General features: G+C 48.2%; 13 protein-coding genes and 7 pseudogenes. 12 read left to right on the top strand and 8 right to left on the bottom strand.

Annotated features, from left to right (window positions below):
* Positions 1-76 precede the first annotated feature (76 nt).
* From QUF18_RS16055 to QUF18_RS16045, 3 genes and pseudogenes are all read right to left on the bottom strand, one after another.
* The gene (locus tag QUF18_RS16055; protein WP_289388279.1) at positions 77-1,924 is read right to left on the bottom strand and encodes an ABC transporter ATP-binding protein; all 1,848 of its coding nucleotides are present in this window, start codon (positions 1,922-1,924) and stop codon (positions 77-79) included.
* A complete protein-coding gene (locus QUF18_RS16050) occupies positions 1,924-3,204 on the bottom strand; it encodes a sugar transferase (RefSeq protein WP_289388278.1) in 1,281 nt (426 codons plus the stop codon). Before QUF18_RS16050 ends, QUF18_RS16055 begins: the two co-directional genes overlap by 1 nt.
* 789 nt (positions 3,205-3,993) lie before the next feature.
* A pseudogene (locus QUF18_RS16045) lies at positions 3,994-4,249 on the bottom strand (IS5/IS1182 family transposase); the annotation flags it as partial.
* Between QUF18_RS16045 and QUF18_RS16040 the strand changes: the two are divergent.
* From QUF18_RS16040 to QUF18_RS16010, 7 genes and pseudogenes are all read left to right on the top strand, one after another.
* Positions 4,248-5,015, top strand: a pseudogene (locus QUF18_RS16040) (IS110 family RNA-guided transposase); the annotation flags it as partial. The pseudogenes QUF18_RS16045 and QUF18_RS16040 overlap by 2 nt on opposite strands.
* Positions 5,016-5,121: 106 nt before the next feature.
* Positions 5,122-5,481, top strand: a complete 360-nt coding sequence (locus QUF18_RS16035; protein WP_289388277.1) for an ArdC-like ssDNA-binding domain-containing protein — start codon at positions 5,122-5,124, stop codon at positions 5,479-5,481.
* A 92-nt stretch (positions 5,482-5,573) separates the two neighbouring features.
* Positions 5,574-5,699: pseudogene (locus tag QUF18_RS16030) on the top strand (IS3 family transposase); the annotation flags it as partial.
* A 1-nt stretch (position 5,700) separates the two neighbouring features.
* Positions 5,701-6,252: a group II intron maturase-specific domain-containing protein gene (locus QUF18_RS16025; protein ID WP_289388273.1), complete on the top strand. Its 552-nt coding sequence runs from the start codon at positions 5,701-5,703 to the stop codon at positions 6,250-6,252.
* 64 nt (positions 6,253-6,316) lie between these two features.
* Positions 6,317-6,787: pseudogene (locus QUF18_RS16020) on the top strand (IS3 family transposase); the annotation flags it as partial.
* A 141-nt stretch (positions 6,788-6,928) separates the two neighbouring features.
* Positions 6,929-7,552 (top strand): hypothetical protein, encoded by a 624-nt coding sequence (locus QUF18_RS16015; RefSeq protein WP_289388271.1) that lies wholly within the window; start codon positions 6,929-6,931, stop codon positions 7,550-7,552.
* Between the two features lie 191 nt (positions 7,553-7,743).
* A pseudogene (locus tag QUF18_RS16010) lies at positions 7,744-8,778 on the top strand (IS481 family transposase).
* 124 nt (positions 8,779-8,902) lie between these two features.
* Here QUF18_RS16010 and glmS read toward each other — a convergent pair.
* Entirely contained in the window at positions 8,903-10,726 is a 1,824-nt protein-coding gene (gene glmS, locus QUF18_RS16005; RefSeq protein ID WP_289388270.1) for a glutamine--fructose-6-phosphate transaminase (isomerizing), read from the bottom strand.
* 348 nt (positions 10,727-11,074) lie between these two features.
* On the opposite strand from glmS, the pseudogene QUF18_RS16000 reads away from it, so the two are divergent.
* The 5 genes and pseudogenes from QUF18_RS16000 to QUF18_RS15980 all read left to right on the top strand — a co-directional run.
* Positions 11,075-12,171, top strand: a pseudogene (locus QUF18_RS16000) (IS1595 family transposase).
* 198 nt (positions 12,172-12,369) lie between these two features.
* The gene (locus tag QUF18_RS15995) at positions 12,370-12,624 is read left to right on the top strand and encodes a helix-turn-helix domain-containing protein (RefSeq protein ID WP_289388268.1); all 255 of its coding nucleotides are present in this window, start codon (positions 12,370-12,372) and stop codon (positions 12,622-12,624) included.
* A complete protein-coding gene (locus QUF18_RS15990) occupies positions 12,624-13,943 on the top strand; it encodes a type II toxin-antitoxin system HipA family toxin (RefSeq protein WP_289388267.1) in 1,320 nt (439 codons plus the stop codon). Before QUF18_RS15995 ends, QUF18_RS15990 begins: the two co-directional genes overlap by 1 nt.
* Positions 13,940-14,104: a hypothetical protein gene (locus tag QUF18_RS15985; protein WP_289388299.1), complete on the top strand. Its 165-nt coding sequence runs from the start codon at positions 13,940-13,942 to the stop codon at positions 14,102-14,104. The genes QUF18_RS15990 and QUF18_RS15985 overlap by 4 nt, the downstream gene beginning before the upstream one ends.
* A pseudogene (locus QUF18_RS15980) lies at positions 14,081-14,302 on the top strand (DDE-type integrase/transposase/recombinase); the annotation flags it as partial. The gene QUF18_RS15985 and the pseudogene QUF18_RS15980, both read left to right, overlap by 24 nt.
* A 149-nt stretch (positions 14,303-14,451) precedes the next feature.
* Here QUF18_RS15980 and QUF18_RS15975 read toward each other — a convergent pair.
* From QUF18_RS15975 to QUF18_RS15960, 4 genes are all read right to left on the bottom strand, one after another.
* Complete coding sequence (locus QUF18_RS15975) at positions 14,452-16,128, bottom strand: recombinase family protein (protein ID WP_289388265.1); 1,677 nt, start codon at positions 16,126-16,128, stop codon at positions 14,452-14,454.
* Between the two features lies 1 nt (position 16,129).
* Positions 16,130-16,372 carry a hypothetical protein gene (locus QUF18_RS15970; protein WP_289388264.1) on the bottom strand — a complete coding sequence of 81 codons (243 nt, stop codon included), beginning with the start codon at positions 16,370-16,372 and terminating at the stop codon, positions 16,130-16,132.
* A gap of 183 nt (positions 16,373-16,555) precedes the next feature.
* Positions 16,556-17,695 (bottom strand): hypothetical protein, encoded by a 1,140-nt coding sequence (locus tag QUF18_RS15965; RefSeq protein WP_289388262.1) that lies wholly within the window; start codon positions 17,693-17,695, stop codon positions 16,556-16,558.
* Between the two features lie 335 nt (positions 17,696-18,030).
* Positions 18,031-19,020 (bottom strand): hypothetical protein, encoded by a 990-nt coding sequence (locus tag QUF18_RS15960; RefSeq protein WP_289388261.1) that lies wholly within the window; start codon positions 19,018-19,020, stop codon positions 18,031-18,033.
* Between the last annotated feature and the right edge of the window lie 346 nt (positions 19,021-19,366).

Below are 19,366 nucleotides of genomic sequence, written 5' to 3'. Positions count from 1 at the left end.
AAAAACATCAGTAATAAACTCTATTCTACGTGCCTATTACATATTCAAGTCTATATTTGATCAAGAAGTGGCTCTTTCACAGTGGTATAACTTTCACGGAGCCCCCCTCCAATTGCACCACCATGTCGCAGCCTTCAAGTGTTGAGAGGCGGTGGGCTATAATGAGGATGGTCAGGTTGCGGTCGAGACGGTTGATCGCGTTCATCACAGCACTTTCAGTAGCAGTGTCCAGCGCACTCGTGGCTTCGTCAAACACCAATACACTCGCCTGTTTATACAGTGCGCGCGCAATGCCAATGCGCTGGCGCTGGCCACCGGAAAGCTGAATGCCGCGCTCGCCCACCTTTGTCTCATAACCCTGCGGCAATGCCGCGATAACATCTGCCAATTCAGCCTGCTCAGCGGCGCATTGCACCCGCTCAATATCAATATCTTCATACCGCACACCGAAGGCAATGTTCTCGGAAATGCTGGCATCGGCGAGAAAAATAGATTGTGGCACATGGGCTATGTTGCTCTGCCATGCGCCGCGGTTCTTCTCTGTTAACGCAATGGCGTCGATACAGATCATACCGTCCTCTGGCTGAAGCAAACCAAGAACAATGTCCATCAAGGTCGATTTACCGCTTCCGGTCTTTCCAGCAATGCCTACACGCGCACCTTTTGGAATTCTTAGACTGATCCCATTGAGGGCTGCGGCTCTGGCACCCGGATATGTGTAGGTTAGATTGTCCAATGTAATTGTATGCTCAAATGGGAGTGCCGCTATCGCTCGAGACTGCGCAGGCGATGAACGGCTCAGCAGTTGTACTATGTCCTTCAGCACGTTACTGTTGCCCATGGCTGATGCCCAGCCCCCATAAACCTGCTGGATCAGCGGCAACAAACGCTGCGCTCCAAGAGCAAGCGCACCCAATATAGGGAGTGCCGTCGCAAGACCGCCAGGTCGTTGCACCACAACCACAGCAATAGTGGCAATCAGCACCATCCCTACAGCTTCAACGATAAAGCGGGGTGCGCCGCCTAGAAAAGCATTTTTCACCCGTGCATCGCGAAAACCAGCTTCCGCCTGTTCGTATATTTCAACAAAAATTGGCTGCGAGCCATCAAGCAAAATATCGCGAATGCCGCCCACCCCTTCCTGCATAGTCTGGACACGTTTGCTCTGGGCGCGTGCGATAACGACGCTATTAGCCCGTAAACGCTTGCGTGCGGTGACTGAGGCTAGCAGGTAGATAGCTCCAAAGCCCAACCCGGCTACAAATGCAACCATTGGGTCAATGATGACGAGACCCACAATAATAAACAAGCCAATAACCGCTGCTATAATGCTCTGCATGATGGGCAGCAGAACATTGTTAGTGGCCATCTGGACCTTGTTGATTGAAGCAATAATCTCACTAGAATTGTGCTGCGTATGGTAAGAATAGGATTGCAGCAAAGTGTCAGCATAAAGCTTAACACCGAGTTCGTAAGACATGCCGTAAATAAAGCTGTTGCTTGCCCATAAAAGTGACAGACGAAGCACAGCGGCGACTAGTGTTGCCAGTGTGAACAGACCTATTACGACATAGACAGCAATGTTCGAGTCTCCTGCGCCCAGAAAATCGAGCAGGCCGGCAGTGTTTGCATTATCTATCGTAATGCTTGCGGGCGATGCTATAAACGCCAGAAGAGGAAGGATGGCCCCGATACTGACGACTTCTGCGACCGCTCCAGCCAACATCAGCAGTAGTAGGGGTAGAAAGGCGCGTCGTCGTGCAGGTGATAGTTGACTGAACAACAACCGCATAGCTATCAGCAACGACAATTCTTTCGCTTCGCTGCCGTTGGTCCTAGATTTTTTCACTTTTGTCTCTCTGTTTGGATCCACTCGCACATCAAGTACAGGCTTCACCTTAATGCTGTGTCTAATGGCCTCCATCACTTAGCCCCGAAGCCGGTCAGGATGATCCTGATCGTTCTCATCACTATGACGAGATCGAGCCAAGGTGAAATATTCTTGATGTAGTAAAAATCGTAATGCAGCTTTTCATGAACCTCGTCCACCGCCGCCACATGCCCCTGATTGACTTGTGCCCAACCAGTTATGCCCGGCCGCACGATGTGACGATAAGGATAAAAAACTAGTTCGGCATTATACCAGCGGGATAATACAACGGCCTCAGGGCGTGGACCGATCCAACTCATCTCACCCCGGAGAATGTTAATGACCTGTGGCAATTCGTCGAGCCGCGTGCGTCTTAATACATGACCGAGGCGCGTAATGCGCGGATCGCGATCACGCGTAATCGCACTTTCCTTCGCGGTCGCCGCACTATTATCGCTATGGCGCATGGAGCGAAACTTATAGACCATGAAATGTTTGCCACGATAACCGACACGCTCTTGACGGAAGAAGGCAGGCCCAGGAGTTTCAAGTTTGATTACTAGTGCCAGTATCAGAAACAATGGCGAAGCCAGTACAAGGACGACAAGAGCAATGAGCCATTCAAAAGATTGCTTTATCTTAATGTAAATTTGATTTGGATTGAGCGCACCTAAAGTATTTTCAGAGAGATGTTCTATCTCTACACGGCCAGTGAGAGATTCCAACACCTGCTTGACATGGTAAACGGGCGTGCCTGACAGTACGGATTGTGTGATAAAACGTTCCCAAGACTCAGACAAATCGGCACGAAGATCCGCAACCACACCTTGCGCTCTTATGATAGCAGTATCCGGAGATGACAAGAGTTGCCATTTGACGCCTGCCACTGATACAAGGTGTTCAACACTCCCGCCAGGAACTATGGCCAGATGATATGGCTCTAAACGACGAGTAAATATGATGACACCAAAATACCATGACACAGATGCAAAAAAGGAACCAATAGCTTGGAAGCGGCTATAGTCAAGACGAAAGAACAATATAGTGAGTATTACCAATCCATAGGTAAATGCGAACGGCGGTAATATATTACTAAATCCCGATATTCCTGGGAAAGTTTCTAATTTTTTATAAAAAGCATACCCCAACATATGTGCGGTCATCGCGGCTACGATCGTCACCTGATGATTGACTGAAAAGACGATATTAGGATTAATCAACATCCGGAAAAAAAGCGGCACTCCAATGGCAAAGATAAGCCCACCTAGAAGTTGATAGCGCCGCCGTTGTAATGGATGCTTTTTATGGCCAACATTGCCTACATAACTATACATGAAAACCACTTAACTATCTGATTGTATTTGAAGCCCCCGTCAGGCAAACTACAAATCGCTCCACATTTGCTACAACCCTGTAGGATGAATTCCCCAGAATATTACCTTTTACTTATCATCGCGGCTATTAAATCACGCTCACACAACAAGACTTTCGGTGATGTTGAAAATCCCGTTTTCGCCAGTTAATATTTAAAGTTATTTACTGGCCAGTCAGAACAACGTGAAAAACTCCTATTTTGCATAATTAGTGAACGGAGACATATTGTTCCGTTGACTGCACGCCACTAACCGATTGTGAAAAAAACATACACCTCTCTGGAAGTAGCCCCGTATGTCGCGTGACACTCAATGTGGTGGGCACTCAGACAATAAATCCCTACCTATGCAAATTCCTCTCAGCTTAACTCTTTTGGAATTACTTAGAAGATAATACATTCTAATGCGCAATCTTGCCAAAAATATAAACCAATTTTAATGTTCTGAATATAACATTTATTAAAAGACAATATAAGTCCAAGCATTATCTGTCAATGATGACAAATGAAATTAACCACTGCAGCGATACCGGATCTGTCATAAGATTTTTGGTATGTTAATAATGGTCTTATTCTCGTTCACAGTTATTGTGCGAGCTCCGCCAACACTTGAAATAGGGCTTGTCGCAAAGATTGTGCTTTAGCGATTGGTTAAACTTAATGGATTATTCTGTATCTCCAGATGGAGGAGATAGTCATGCGTTGGTGCATGGATACGCTTTAGGTCAGAGTCCGGTCCTTGATGTTAGTTTTATGCTGTTTTCTCTGTTACGCGGACGGAATTCGGGCGTGCGCAGTCCAGCATCCGGTTGAGAATGCGGCATCCGAGTACGACTTCGGTTTGTTGATTGGCAAATTTGCGTGAACGCAGCCGGATAGCCAATGATGGATTTGTAACGGCCCATTGATGTTTCCGCGTTGGATCGTCTGCCATAGCCGGTGATGATCTGCCAGCTCATCCGTCCATTTTCTGCGATTACGTTTGTGTGCCAGTCGCGCTGACCCGGCGGCTATGAGAGACCGGCAGTCGTGGCGCTAACGACGGTAGGGTTTGTAGTTCTTGTCGTCAATCCAGCACAGGTCCGCGCCTATGCCAATGCTCTGGGTCGAAAGGCTAAGACTGATCCGATTGATGCGGCTGTAATCGCGGCCTTCGTGATTGCAACACAGCCGCCAATTCAGCCGCTTCGAGACGCCGAAACCCAAGCTTTGCAAACACTTGTGACTCGTAGACGACAAATTGTCCAGATGATTGTCGCCGAGCAGTACCGCGTGCGGCTGATCCAGGACAAGCAGACGCAGAAAAGCTTCAAACGATTGCTGGCAGCGCTCAATCGCGTGCTCGTCAACTTGGATGCTGATTTCGATGACTATATCCGTAAGTCGCCGCTCTGGCGGGTCAGCGAGAGCCTGCTAACCTCGGTTCCTGGTGTCGGTGCGAAAAGTGCGCGTATACTTCTGGCTGAGATGCCCGAACTTGGCACACTCGATCGGCGCCAGAACGAATCGTTGGCAGACCTCGCGCCCTGGACCCGACAGTCAGGACAATGGTGCGGAAGGAGGTTTATTGGTGGTGGCCGAGGTAATGTGCCTTCGGGGCTGTTCATGGCCGCTCTCGTTGCCAGCCGTTATAATCCCGCACTTAAAGACTTTCGAGATCGGCTGGTCGCTAGCGGCAAGCCGAAGATCGTCGCTATCGTAGCCACCATGCGAAAGCTACTCACCATCCTCAACGCTATCATCAGAGACCAAAAGCCATGGCAAAGCACTTGACAGACAAGACAGTCGCTCTCTTCCGGTCGGTTCGCCGACTGCTCAGGGACAGAAGCAAAGTGCTTCTGACCTAAGCGTCAATATTAAAGAGTGAGTGAATTTGCATATGACCAAAACAATTATTTCTCACAAAGATATTTATCAGGACGTTACGAATGCGATTATTGCACAGCTTGAAACAGGTGTTGCCTCTTGGGTTAAACCTTGGATTGGCGGCGCATCTATGAGTTTGCCAAAGCGAGCAACAGGCGAGTATTACAAAGATATCAACATTTTGCTGCTTTGGACTGCCGCCCATGAATTCGATTTTTCCTCCCCCTATTGGATGACATTTAAACAGGCAAAAGCATTAGGCGCACAGGTTCGCAAAGGTTCAAAATCAACCACGATTGTTTATGCCAATGTGTTTACCCGTGAAAAACAGGACGCCGAGGGCAAGGATGTTGAGCGCACATCCCATTTCTAAAAACCTATGCCGGGTTCAATGCTGATCAGATCGAAGGCTTGCCGGAACAATTTTTTGTGCAGTCGCTGATAATGGAAACGGCAGAGGAGCGCATCGAGGCGATTTACCGTCGGCCAAACACCTCGAAGCCAGCGCCAGGGCATAAAATCTATCCTTATCTCCTGCGCAAGCTAGCGGTCACCAGACCCAATCAGGTGTGGGCAATGGATATAACCTATAGTGCGCCTCGCCCCAATCGGGGAGGCATATGACTGGAATGCAAAGAGAAAGGAGGATGCGAAGAATTGCCTGCCCTCTGCTGTACCCAAGGAAAAGGCCAAGGGGTTTGTGCGCAAGCTCACCGAAACCTTATCCGGCAATCATAGTGTCAGCACGGTCGACATGATCGCCGGCTTAAACCGCCAATTGGTGGGATGGGCGGCGTTCTACAAGTTCACCGACTTCACGGCGTACGTCTTCCGACGCATCGACCATGTCGTGTTCTGGAAAATGGCGCACTGGCTGGGGCACAAATATCGATCCCGCATCAAACCCTTGATGCGGAAATGGTTTAGGGTCCCGGAACCGGGCAAGGCGAAAACCTGGCTCGTGTTTGGTCGCAATGAACGCGGTGACCCTATCGGAAAGGCGTTGAAACGGCTTGTCTCAAGCCCCAAGGCGCAATTCCGGTGGCGTAATCCGGAGGAGAACCCATACATCTTCCGGCTTGAAGACCGCAATACCGTCACGTCGCACTACCACGACGTTGCTATGGCCATGGGCCAAGCTTGAACAGAGAGCCGTATGCGCTGAAAGGTGCACGTACGGTTCGGGGAGGAGAAGCGCATCTGCGCTTCTTACTCCACTTCCGATGGCACGTGGTTTTGTCTATCTGTGCGCTGTCGTCGACTGGTTCAGCCGCCGGGTTTTGTCATGGCGGCTGTCGATCACAATGGGGGCGGACTTCTGCATCGAAGCGGTTGAGGAAGCGCTGATCCGCTATGGAAAGCCAGACATATTCAACACGGATCAAGGATCACAGTTCACTTCCATCGACTTCACCAACGTGCTGAAAAAGGTAGGGATCGCCATCTCAATGGATGGCAAGGGTGCGTGGCGGGACAATGTCTTCGTCGAACGGCTCTGGCGGTCAATCAAATACGAAGAGGTTTATCTTCACGCCTACAAGACCGTGTCCGAGGCCCGCACTGGCATCGGCAGATATCTAAAATTCTACAACAGCCGACGGCCACATTCATCGCTTGACCGACAGACGCCGGATCAGGTTTACTTCAACGAGCTGACACCAATGATGGTGGCGGCATAATTGCGGCGGAAATCCACTTAACAAAACGCCCGAAACTGTTCAGACAATCCGAGCCACCTCTGTGCAGACCTGATTGAAAATCTAGAACAATTATTAAGCCCTAAATTGTTGCAGGGGCTGCAATCGGGAGACCCTGAGCGTTTGGCAGTTTTTGGAATTGATGCCCATGAAACGCTTTCCATTGCCAGAAGCTATTGTGATGCCATGCGCGAGCATGGCCACGATATGGAAACGTCAGAGCAGGCCATTCAGTTTGAGCAGCATTTACTCGACAGCACAGACCGTTTGAAGGCGCGCCAGCCCCAAGACTTGGGGTATGGCGCAGCGGAACATAGTGAAGTTGCGGTTGATGTTAATGAAGAACATCAGCAATTGGTACAGGACGACCGTATTGGCGCGCTGGATGAGATTAAGGATCTGGTCAAAATGGACACGCGCACCATCGTGGAAAGCCGTGCGCTGATTGATATTCTGGGTACGGTTTTAGGCTCTGACGGCATGAGGGATTTGCAAAACGGCAATCCTGATGCCTTTAAGAATGCGGGCCTTACCATTGACGCCCGTGAAACCTTATCGATTGCCAAGAGCTATTGTGATGCCATGCGTCAGCATGGTTACGATCCGCAAGCATCAGAACAGGCTATCATCCGATCAAGTGCCATTCTGGACGTTCAGGATAAAATTGCCTTACTTGAGGAGGAGCGCCGCATTGGCGAGGAAGCGCATAAGCAGAACTTGGGCGACAAAGAGTCTTACGGGCTCTAAGCGCAAAGGAATGTTTCAATGGGTATCAAGGGCGACTTCAAAAAATAGCTGATTTGTATTAGTTACGACTTGATCTGACACCGTTCCCTTTCCAGCTTGCTGCATTGGGAACGGTGCAGGCTCTTGCAGAGCCATGTGGTTATTGGTTTTGATGGTGGTGCAAACCCAACCTCAAAACGAAGGAAACCACAATGTTGCACTCTACAGATAAGATCATCAAACACAAAACGGGACTTTTAAATCTCGCGGAAGAGCTTGGAAATGTATCGAAAGCCTGTCAAGTCATGGGCCTGTCGCGTGATACATTTTATCGCTACAAAGCAGCGGTTGAGGAAGGTGGTGTTGCAGCGTTGCTGGAACGCACGAGACGCAAGCCCAACCTTGCCAATCGTGTTGATCAGGCAATCGAACAGGCAGTTCAGGACTCCGCCGGTGAGTTTCCGGCATATGGTCAGGCGCGAACTTCTAATGAATTGCGCAAGCTTGGTGTTTTTGTCTCACCGTCTGGCTTGCGTTCAATCTGGCTATGACAGAATCTTGCAATTTTCAAAAGCCGCCTGAAAGCGCTTGAAGCCAAAGTTGCGAATGAGGGGCTGGTGCTCACCGAAGCGCAGGTTCAGGCGTTGGAGAAAAAAGCCCTTGATGACGAGGCTTGCGGCGAGATTGAAACCGCGCATCCTGGCTATTTAGGCAGCCAGGACACGTTTTATGTCGGAACTCTCAAAGGCGTTGGCCGGATCTATCAGCAGACCTATGTGGACACCTATTCAAAGCACACCCATGCCAAGCTTTACACCACCAAAACGCCAATCACAGCCGCAGATTTGCTCAATGATCGGGTTTTGCCGTTTATGGAAGAACACGAATTACCGGTGCTGCGCATTTTAACGGATAGAGGGACTGAGTATTGCGGCAAGGCCGAAAGCTATGACTACCAGTTATTCCTTGCGATCAATGATATCGATCACACGAAAACCAAGGTCAGACACCCACAGACGAATGGCATTTGTGAGCGGTTCCACAAGACGATCCTGCAGGAGTTTTATCAGGGCACATTCCGCAAGACAATTTACCAGTCAATCGAGGAATTGCAGGCTGATCTTGACGAATGGCTTGATCACTATAACAATAAGCGCACACATCAAGGAAAGATTTGCTGCGGAAGAACACCGCTCGAGACAATGATCGATGGTAAGACGATCTGGCAGGAAAAATTCATAGGCTGAACTTAACCTGACAGACATCATCACAAAGCCGCTAACTGTCAGATCAAGTTTGAACCACTACAATTTACACTTGAAACCTTACTATATAATTGTGGCAAAGATAAAGAAAATTCAATAAAATAAGCTATTCAACGGTAACGGATTTTGCCAAATTGCGTGGCTGGTCAATATCTGTACCCATAAATACGGCTGTATAATAAGCCAGCATTTGAATTGGCAATGCATAAACCAGAGGCGAAATAAACTCAGGCACCTCTGGCATAGTCAGCGTAGCAACTGCATGTACATTGGCGTGTTTCGCGCCTTCAGCATCGGTTATCAGGATGATGCGACCGCCACGGGCTGCCACTTCCTGCATATTCGATACGGTCTTTTCATACAGACGATCATAAGGCGCAATCACAATAACCGGCATGGTTTCATCGATCAGCGCAATCGGCCCATGCTTCAATTCACCGGCGGCATAACCTTCGGCGTGAATATAGGAGATTTCCTTGAGCTTAAGCGCACCTTCCATTGCCAATGGAAATGACGTTCCGCGCCCCAAATAAAGTGCATGTTTAACATTAACCAGATCGCGGCAAATCGCTTCGACCTTCGGCGCGAGCTTCAATGCCTGATTAATATAGCCGGAGAGTGAAGCAAGCTCCTGCACCAGTTGCTGCTCTTTCTGTGGTGTAATTGTGCCCTTAGCCTTGGCAGCTGATAGCGCCAGTGCGGCCAAAACAGACAACTGACAGGTGAAAGCCTTGGTTGATGCTACGCCAATCTCAGGCCCTGCCAAGGTTGGCAGTACAATATCAGCCTCACGTGCAATGGTCGATTCACGCACATTCACCACAGCCGCAATGGGTAGTCCTTGCGCGCGGCAATAGCGCAGCGATGCCAGCGTATCCGCTGTTTCACCGGACTGGGAAACAAACAGAGCTAATGTGTCTTTCGACAATGGCATTTCGCGGTAACGAAACTCCGAAGCAATATCAATTTCCACCGGCAAACGAGCGTAACGCTCAAGCCAATATTTACCGATTGTCGCTGCATAATAGGCTGTACCACAGGCAGAAATCGCCAGACGATTGATCTGTGACCAGTCGATATTCGTCACATCTTCACGGACTGACGACGAAGCAAAATCCAGATAATGCGCCAGAGTGCGTGAAATCACTTCCGGCTGCTCGTAGATTTCCTTTTCCATGAAATGCTTATAATTGCCTTTATTGACAACATAAGCAGCGCCGGCGGATTGCTGCACAATGCGGCTAACCTGCGCATTATTCTCATCGTAAAAAGTGACGCTATCGCGCGTTAACACTGCCCAATCACCGTCTTCAAGATAGGTAATTTTATCCGTAAAAGGTGCCAATGCAATCGCATCGGAGCCAAGAAACATTTCCCCCTCACCATAGCCAATGGCCAGAGGGGAACCACGTCGCGCTGCGATCAAGAGATCGTCTTCCCCCTTAAACAAGAAGGCAAGCGCAAATGCACCGCGCAAACGATCAAACACTTTGCGCACCGCTTCAATCGGCGCATCACCGGTACGGATATTACGCGACACCAATTGCGCTACAGTTTCCGTATCGGTATCACTTTGAAATTTGATGCCTTCAGCTTCAAGCTCGGCACGCAATTCAGCAAAGTTTTCGATAATGCCATTATGAACAATCGCCACTTGCTCGGTTGCATGAGGATGCGCGTTGCGCTCCGTTGGCGCACCATGGGTTGCCCAGCGTGTATGGCCAATACCAATCGTACCGCTTAGCGGCTCAGCATTCACACGTTTTTCAAGATTAACCAGCTTGCCCTCAGCACGACGACGCTCAATATCACCATCAACCAACGTGGCAATACCGGCTGAATCATAGCCGCGATATTCAAGGAGTTTCAATGCTTCAAGAACCATTGAACTAATTGGTTGTTTACTAATTATTCCAATTATTCCACACATGATGCAGCCACCTATATAAATTTATATCTGAACATGGAATATTGTGAACAAGAATGAAAGTCGAGTGCGCATTGCAATACAAATACTATATTTTACATTATTTGTATAAGAGTTTGGACTCATAGATTTTCACACCATGTCCAACAGCCGCACTTCATTTTATTACCGCCATAGTTTTCATGGTTCTGTCGTATATGTGGAAGGACCCTGATAGCAAGGTTTCTCTGCATTGGGTTCGGAACAAGAGCTGCTCTAAATCGTACGCGGACTTTATCAACCAAAGACAATGAATTCCTTGCAGGCCAGCATCTTTCGTGCGATTCTTGGTCGTGCCCGAAGGAGATAGTTATGTCTGAAACGATGCTGGCGACCCTGTCCAATATTCGACAGTTGAAGACATGATCACCGCGTTCCGAAACGAGGAGCATTGCCGTCGTTTTTTTGGAAAGCATGGTATGGTCGAATGGCAGGGTCTGCCCCTCCTGTGGTTACAGACGCTCGATCGCAATAGCTGGCCGCGACATGGGCAAGCGCCGCGCGCGGCCGGGTCTCTTTCAATGTTCCAGCGGGGACTGCCGCTTCCAGTTCACAGTGACAACACACCGCCCCTGCACACCACTAAACTTCCCTTGAACACCTGGCTCAAGACGATGTGGCTGTTGCTGCAGACGGACAAAGGATTGTCCTCAATTCGTCTCGCCGAAACACTGGTGGTGAGCCAACCTACGGCCTGGCGGATTGGTCATGCGCTGCGCCTCATGGTGGCGCGTGAACATATGCTCAACGGCACGGTGGAAGTTGACCATTTCTATCTTGGTGGCAGACCCAGAAAGCATCCCGAAGATCCATCCCCCGGATGAGGCCGCAAAGGGCAAGCACAAACGGAAAAGACGCCCGTCGTGGCGATTGTTCAAAGACCAACAGATGTTACTCCCGGCTCCATCGCTGGCGATGCTCGCGCCGCTGTCGTTACCGGTCTTTCATTGCGGGCTGTCACACGTGCGATTGCGCCACAAGTCGAACTGCAAACACATTTGATGAGTGATGAGGCAAAGGCATTCATGGCCATGGGCGAAAGCTTTGCTACACACGAAACAGTCAACCACTCCCGCCGCGAATATGTCCGGGATGCCGTCCGCGTCAATTCAGTTGAGGGGTTTAACGCTCGGGTCCGCCGAACCATCGCAGGTGTTTTTCATCACATCATCCCAGAATTGGCGGACCTGTATTTCCATGAAATAGGCTTCCGTTGGTCCCAGCGCATTGTCACTGGCCAAGCTGTGCGGAAAAGCCGAAATGGCAGAGAAAGCATAAAAACACTTTGGTAGCGAGTGCCGCCAGCGCTGCAATTGCTACAAGTATTCCGCACTGTTACCGGTCGGCAAATGCGCAGAAGTCCGGATGGCGGCATCACCATCAAATCCGCTGTGGCTGTCTTTGGTTGATAAAGGCCGCGTACGATTTAGAGCAGCTCTTGTTCCGACCCCCATCTATGTAAAATTCTATGTTACTGCCCAACGAGCGTGCCTGTGAGGTATATACGCTAATTCGTATTTCATTTCATTATCTCGGTTAGCGTATATATATTCTGTATCGTAATTAACGTATATTGACTCAATATCCGAATTTACGTATAAGGAGATATGAACACTATTGCCCGTACCCCGCAGCAAATTGGCAATGCCATCCGACGCGCACGAAAGCAGCTCGGCATTTATCAGGCTGACCTCGGTGATCGAGCGGGCCTGCGCCAAGGAACGGTTTCTATCCTAGAAACAGGGAACCCCGCCGCACGGATCGATACCGTTTTGGCCTTGCTGGCTGCGCTTGATCTGGAATTTCAAATTGTACCGCGGTCAAAGCAGTCACCTTGGGACATAGAGGATTTGCTTGGATAATGGGTCGAAAACCGCTGCACGTCCCGCTACGGATTTATCTGAATAATCGCCTTGTCGGGCATCTGTCCAAAGAGTCGGGTGGGGCAACGATGTTTCGCTACGATGAAACTTGGCTGAACCGACGCGGTGTAATGCCCGTGTCTCTTTCTCTACCGTTGCGCGAAGACGCCTATCGCGGTGAACCTGTCAGCGCCGTCTTTGAAAACCTGCTTCCGGACTCTGATGCGTTGCGCCGCCGCGTTGCTGAAAAAGTCGGCGCGCGAGGAACGGACGCCTACAGCTTGTTGACCAAGATCGGGCGCGATTGTGTCGGTGACAAGGAGTTTGAATTTGACAGCAATATCAGCGGTGAGCCTGTTGATACTGCGCAGATCGAAACCCTGTTGAAGAACTTAGCGCAAGCGCCGCTTGGTCTCAATCGGGATGACGATTTCCGTATTTCGGTCGCCGGAGCGCAGGAAAAGACCGCCTTACTCTGGCATGAAGGGCAGTGGATCAAACCCCACGGCATGACGCCGACGACGCACATATTCAAAACACAGATTAGTACGCTGCCCAACGGGCTCGATCTGATGGATAGCGTCGAGAACGAATTTTATTGTCTTTCACTGGCCGAAGCTTTTGGGCTGCCCGTCAATGCCACTCGCATCGAAACCTTTGGCGAGACCAAAGCTCTCGTCATTGAGCGATTTGATAGGAGATGGACGGATAGCGGCCGATTGATATGGCTGCCACAAGAGGATTGTTGCCAAGCCCTGTCGGTTCCGCCGACACTCAAATATCAGTCTGAAGGCGGGCCGGGAATGGCGGCGATCCTTGATCTGTTGAAAGGAAGCGACACACCGGCTGAGGATCAGAAGTGCTTTCTGATCGCGCAGATGTTTTTCTGGATCATAGGAGCGACAGACGGACACGCGAAAAATTTCAGCGTGTTCTTACTACCGGGCGGAGGCTTCCACATGACGCCGCTCTACGACATTCTTTCGGCGCAACCGAGTTTGGACCGGCGCCAGATCGAAAGGAAGCAAATGAAGCTGGCAATGTCGGTTGGTCGGAATCGCCACTATCGCATCGACCAGATTCAGCCACGCCACTTCATGCAGATGGCGGCGGTGGCGAACATTCCCGAAAGCGTTGTTCGTACGGCTATGGCTCATGTCGTTGAGTTCGGCGCACTGGCATTCGAAGCTGTAGCGAATAAACTGCCTGCTGATTTCCCCGAAGAAATTCATACGAGTGTGAATGCCGCAGCAGTCTCTCGCCTTCATGCATTTGAGAGAATAGCCAATGGCGGTTCGAAAGCCGAAAGGTGGCAATGACAAAACGGCCATTTTTCCCTAAAGGCATCGAGGAACTGGAAGCGCTGTTCAACCCGAAGCGCGATGATACCGGCTTCCTGCAAACGCTTATTGCTGAGCTTAGCGAACATAGTACACAGCGTGCCCACGACCTCACAGGAAAGCTGATTGAAATCATATAGGTTAAATACCTGAACAATATCCTTGAACAGGGCCATCGTTTTATCAAGCGGATTACCAAACACATATTGGGCTTCAAAGCGGTTCATTCAGCCTCTGCTACTATCGCCGGCATCTGAGTCGCTCATATGATCCGCAAGAAGCAATTCGCAAAGGACAACCGTTACGCTTTCGAAGTCTTTACGGAGCTCGCTGCATAATCACGTCCAGAAATAAGGGCGCTTTTATCTAACGAAAAATTTTGCGGCACAACCCACAGGCGGATGAATATCTTTAGCGTCTGATGAGTAAGCGCAAGCTTCAATGATCGCGTCGCACTTTTTTTGTTTGTATAAAGCATAGCATTACATTAGATTTGTTTTCTGCCTGTCCCGCCGAATTTTTGCCAAGTACCGAAAGGCGGTAGTGCCGTAATACTACCAGCGAACAACAATTCTATTTCGCCACGCTTCAACCCGGGAACCACAGTTACTTTATCGATCAGTGGGCGAATGAGTTGAGAGGCAGCATGCGTTTCAGATCGCGCTTTGAGAAAGGTAAAAAGATCGGCAACGGCGTTCTGGTAATGGGTTAGGATATCGTCCCTATGGGGGCTGCAAACCTCCAGTCCCGTCTCAAGTTGGTACTCCAAATCTTTCTTGACCTGCTCTTGTTTTACTAGTTCTGCAGTCAGGCTGTCTGAACAAAGTCCATTCTTTATTTCGTCCACCATCGCGTTGATCTCCCGTGTAACCTTTTCCAATAACTTTCTGGTATGTTGACCATCGCTAGTGTCAGTGTCCATCAAATTCCGGAATTCTTTTTCGAATGCGTCAAACATGGCGTCTAATGCATTCTTGTCGTTCAGCATATCTTTAAAAGAATTATAGATATGCTTTTCAATCATCGGACCAGAGACTGTGCGGCTGTTTCGACAGCTGCCTTTGCGTTCGTGAGAAGAACAGCTGAATAGTTTTTTAGAGCGTGGCGTATATAGACCCTCACAACAACCACACCGTATTAAACCTAATAATAGTTTATGAGGACGAGGTGATGCGTTAAGTCGCATCTGTTCGTGACTGTTCTGAGTTTTTTTTATCGATTTCGTGTTGTTTTGAGTGACCTGTGCCTGTCGCAGACGAACAGCGCGATATAAATCGTCATCGATTATCTTCCAAGCTGGAACCGCGGCCATGTGCCACAGTTCTCTCGGATTAATCCTGCGATTCCGCCTATCGGTATACGGGTTTCTAGCGAAATCATGTTTGTTCCAAATGTATAGGCCATTGTAACATTCGTTGTTCAAAATACCTGTGGAATTTTTGGCGTGGCCTCTTATGGTTGAATCACACCATTGCTTGCCACTGGGAGAAGGGATACCTTCGGCATTGAGGCGTCTTGCAATCGAGATTGGGGAGTGGCCGGCCGCATATTCCTTATAAATTCGTTCCACAATTTTTGCAGCCGCTGGAACGATTACAAGTCTACCTTTGTTATCGTTATTAAGGTCTGTTGTGGCCGAGCGGCGTGCTAATTTGTAGCCGTAAGGTGGGGGGCCACCTGCCCATCGTGCTATTTTGACACGTTCTCTCATGCCTTGAAAAATTTTCTCACCCATCTGAGTATTCGTCTTTGCATTCGTAGTGCCGATCAATCTAATATGAATCTCAGAGATCATTCCTTCAGACAGCGTCTGTATACGGACCCTATTATATTTGAGGGTGTTGAAGATATGGACCCTGTATTCTTGGTTGCGACTTAGTCGATCGGTTGCTTCAGTAAGAACGATGTCAAAAGCCCCCATCATGGCATCGCGAAGTAAGTGTTGGATGCCAGTGCGGAGTTGCAAGAGAGAACCACAAATGGCCTCGTCGTGGTAAAATTTCACAATTTCCCAACCCTCGCTTTGGGCAAAGTCACTGCAGATGTCATTTTGGTCTATGATGGACTGTTGGTGCTGCTTATCCGTCGAAAATCTCGCGTAAATAGCAACCCTCAAAGGGCGGTTCAGCGAAGTGTGATTTCTAAATTTGTCATAACTGTTCATATCATTTTTCTCCAGAGGTGGGGTTAGTGCGTTTGGCGAAAAAATCTTTTGCAAGCAAACGTCCGACAAGTTGAGCAAGGCTTCGCGGAGTGGCATTCAGTTCATCAACTGCCTTTTGTGATGGATTGGTTTTATGTGGAAAAGCAGTACGCAGTTCACTCCGCCGCTGGCAGGTGAGATTGCCAACAAGCTGATGACATTTATCCTGTGGGCATTTAATGCGATTGTGGGGGCATTCAGTCATTAGAGGCTCCATTAATTTGAGGAGCCTGTTAATAATCACCTTGGGAAATGCAGATGTTTGAAAATAATCACCGACACTAAAAAATATTTGGGCGTACGTGTAAAAAACATTGAGGTCCACCGTAATAAAACGGTGGACCTCAAATATTATAAGCGTGTCGTCTCGTAAAACCTGCGGACAGATTCAATCAATCTGATAGGATAGGACACAATCTATTTTTAAGTAGTGAACGATCGTTAATATATGTAGGGTGACAAAGCCATGAAAAGTCGGTGTCCCAAATAACGTGCTCCAAACAGCCCTTTTAAACTCCAAATCTACTATTGGATCTGTATAGCTAAGCTGACCTCTTACCCACTTATGAAGTACGCGTACCGCATCTTCAGTAATTTCGGTAATGGGTTCATCATTTGCCGCTTTTGCGCAGATATTTATTAGCTCATAATATGGCCGCTCATGTTCCGCCGTCCAAATAAAGTCAGCGGGATTTACTTTTGAGATTTCGGCCAGTTTAATTCGCTCATGGCGGGTAATTTCAAACTCATTCTTATCACCTAATAGTTTTGGTGACAGGGTTTCAGCAGTAAATTGATGCTTACTTTTTCGGTTTCTAGTTCCGACTTTATTTTCACGATCCGCGAGCTCCCGGCCGAATTTATTAAACTCCTTAAAAAATTCGGAGGCAAATGCAAGTGCTTTTGCCAGTAATTTAATTTTGTTTAGGATCTCTATCTCCCACTCAACTGGCGGTGAGCCGTGAGCATGTGGCTGGGTGAGATCGCAAGAAATTGCTTTCATGTCATTATTGAAGTCAGAGGTAGATTTGTATTTTGTATAGTTTTTAATAATCCGCTCCGACCTGTTCGTGAGGCTATAAAATGCGTCTTGAATGTTCAAAGGCTCAAAGTAATTCGCGCTATGAAGTGCAAGAAGGCGGCTTTGCGCCCATGCCTTGTCCGTGCCGGGAGCTTGAAGTTTGAAAAACCATTCGCGATAAAAGATACTCATCCAATCATGCATAAGCACACAGGCTTTGTTCTTTTTTGCCTTCGAGGTGCGGTCCGATATTTTAATGGGTACAGGGCTTATTATTGGTGCTTTAATGAATTTAACATGGTTTCGGATTAGTGGGCTCATCGGAAGCATATTATTATATTCGCTGGCATCTCTATATTTGTTATCATCCCAAGAATAAAGTTCTGCGCCTGCTTCTGGTTCATCGGATTCTCTTTTAAAATATGTCCAACTACCATTTGGTAGCTTTCTGAAAAAACTAGTGTCAGGGATTTCACCAAGATTTATTTTAGGGGCTCGATTATTCATTTCTTAAACCTTTATTTTTTGAACTAAATACAAGGAAATATTGAAAATGAATTTTTGTCGACCAGTTAAATCGAAACATATGAGCGTGAACTTGACAAATGGATGCTAATTTTGCTATAATTTATGATATTATATAATAATTACCGACAACAGGTTTTTGACAGTTCGTACAATTATTGTTTCTACTGATAATATTTGTTGATTTTTTCACTTTTTAATACGCTTACCACTCCAAATGTTAATTTTATTAATTATTTTGGTAGAGTTACTATGAGTATTTCTTCGCTATGAAAACAGTCTGGCGACAGAAAGATTTATGCCGCCAGACTGTTTTCTTAGATCAAGCCCATATGCGCGAGAATGACATTTTCGATGACGGCGATGAGCCTTTTGCAGTCATCCTGGTTTTCATTGCGAATGCAATAGAGCTCGGTTGCTTGTGTGATCCCACCACCGACGCCATAATCCGTATAGCGGTCGGTAATATCCTGATTGATATTATTACGTTCAAAATGATCAATGGCATCTTCGGTGTTGCGCCAAACAAGCCAGCTGCAGGACGCAAGCCGCTTTTGAAACCCGCGAGTGAATTGCTGACGACTCATGTCGTGGGGGAGGGTGACTGACAAACCACGGGTTAAAGCGCGTACAGGACTTTTCTCATGCAGCATTCCCGGCAGACAAATCTGAAGGGCAGAATAGTTGTTATAGCCCTTCTCTTTTACTAGCCCGTCACCATCGATCTTATAATAGGACCCATACTGGTCTTTGCTCTGCTGCTTCATCCGATCCGCAATGCGGCCCTCGCCACATTCTCCAACCTTGAAGATCGGAATGCTGAGCTGCCTTTTAATATCCCTGAATCCATCGCAGCCGGCGATATAGATGTGTCGTTTGATGCCGGGCACAAATTTGGCAGAAAATGCTTTCGAATTCAGAATACCCGCGGTATCGAGGATGAGATCTTCACCACCGATAACAGGCCATTGTGTCGGATATTTTGATGAAGCTTTCTGTGAACGGGGAGACGGCAACAGCAATTGCTTTTCGTCTGTTTTGTTCTGCGCGACTTTTGATGTGATGGTTTCGTGCGATGTTTCGCTGTGTGGTGAACAGTTTGCATGAAGGGCTTCTTTGCTTAAAATGAAATTGTCGGGAAAGGAGAGGCTGATGCTCAGTGGGTTTCCACCCTCAAAGCAAAGACCGTTGGGGAGGGGCAAGGACATCTGGACTTGCCCAAATTCAATGCGCATGGTTGCGGATTTTGGTTCACTGCCAGCGTCAAAGGAGATGGTGAGCTGGAGGTTGGTATTTAAAGTTTTCATTAATTAGGTACTTTCTCTTGTTCGGTTTGACTTGTTAATGATGTTCAGTGCTGACGAACCGCGCGCGAAGGCATACTGAAAGCAAAGATGCTCCAGATATGAATAGGCGGATTGCGCGATCGATCTTTTTGGGAATGGAAGCTTTGCCAGCTACTGCTTATACTTGCAGATATTAGACGTGGGTTTTGCTTCAATGCTGTCGATTACAGTGAACGCTATCGACAGATGGCCGGACGCAAAAAGGCGCGTCAGACAATTAGTTATTAAACTTGAGTTTGAATGATGCCCGTGTGGCAGACTTAGCTATTGTGGGCTGGGTTCTTGGTCGTAGCAAAGCAAGAATTAA

The organism is Pseudochrobactrum kiredjianiae (genome assembly GCF_030362795.1).
In the GTDB taxonomy this organism is placed as follows: Bacteria; Pseudomonadota; Alphaproteobacteria; order Rhizobiales; family Rhizobiaceae; genus Pseudochrobactrum; species Pseudochrobactrum kiredjianiae.
This window is presented reverse-complemented; position numbering and strand designations above follow the sequence as displayed.

Bases quoted from the DNA above. Each gene is read 5' to 3' on its own strand.
- QUF18_RS15960 (WP_289388261.1), bottom strand. From the start codon at position 19,020: ATGAAAACTTTAAATACCAACCTCCAGCTCACCATCTCCTTTGACGCT.
- QUF18_RS16055 (WP_289388279.1), bottom strand. From the start codon at position 1,924: ATGGAGGCCATTAGACACAGCATTAAGGTGAAGCCTGTACTTGATGTG.
- QUF18_RS15990 (WP_289388267.1), top strand. From the start codon at position 12,624: ATGGGTCGAAAACCGCTGCACGTCCCGCTACGGATTTATCTGAATAAT.
- glmS (WP_289388270.1), bottom strand. From the start codon at position 10,726: ATGTGTGGAATAATTGGAATAATTAGTAAACAACCAATTAGTTCAATG.
- QUF18_RS16035 (WP_289388277.1), top strand. From the start codon at position 5,122: ATGACCAAAACAATTATTTCTCACAAAGATATTTATCAGGACGTTACG.
- QUF18_RS16050 (WP_289388278.1), bottom strand. From the start codon at position 3,204: ATGTATAGTTATGTAGGCAATGTTGGCCATAAAAAGCATCCATTACAA.
- QUF18_RS15965 (WP_289388262.1), bottom strand. From the start codon at position 17,695: ATGAATAATCGAGCCCCTAAAATAAATCTTGGTGAAATCCCTGACACT.
- QUF18_RS15995 (WP_289388268.1), top strand. From the start codon at position 12,370: ATGAACACTATTGCCCGTACCCCGCAGCAAATTGGCAATGCCATCCGA.
- QUF18_RS15970 (WP_289388264.1), bottom strand. From the start codon at position 16,372: ATGACTGAATGCCCCCACAATCGCATTAAATGCCCACAGGATAAATGT.
- QUF18_RS15975 (WP_289388265.1), bottom strand. From the start codon at position 16,128: ATGAACAGTTATGACAAATTTAGAAATCACACTTCGCTGAACCGCCCT.
- QUF18_RS15985 (WP_289388299.1), top strand. From the start codon at position 13,940: ATGACAAAACGGCCATTTTTCCCTAAAGGCATCGAGGAACTGGAAGCG.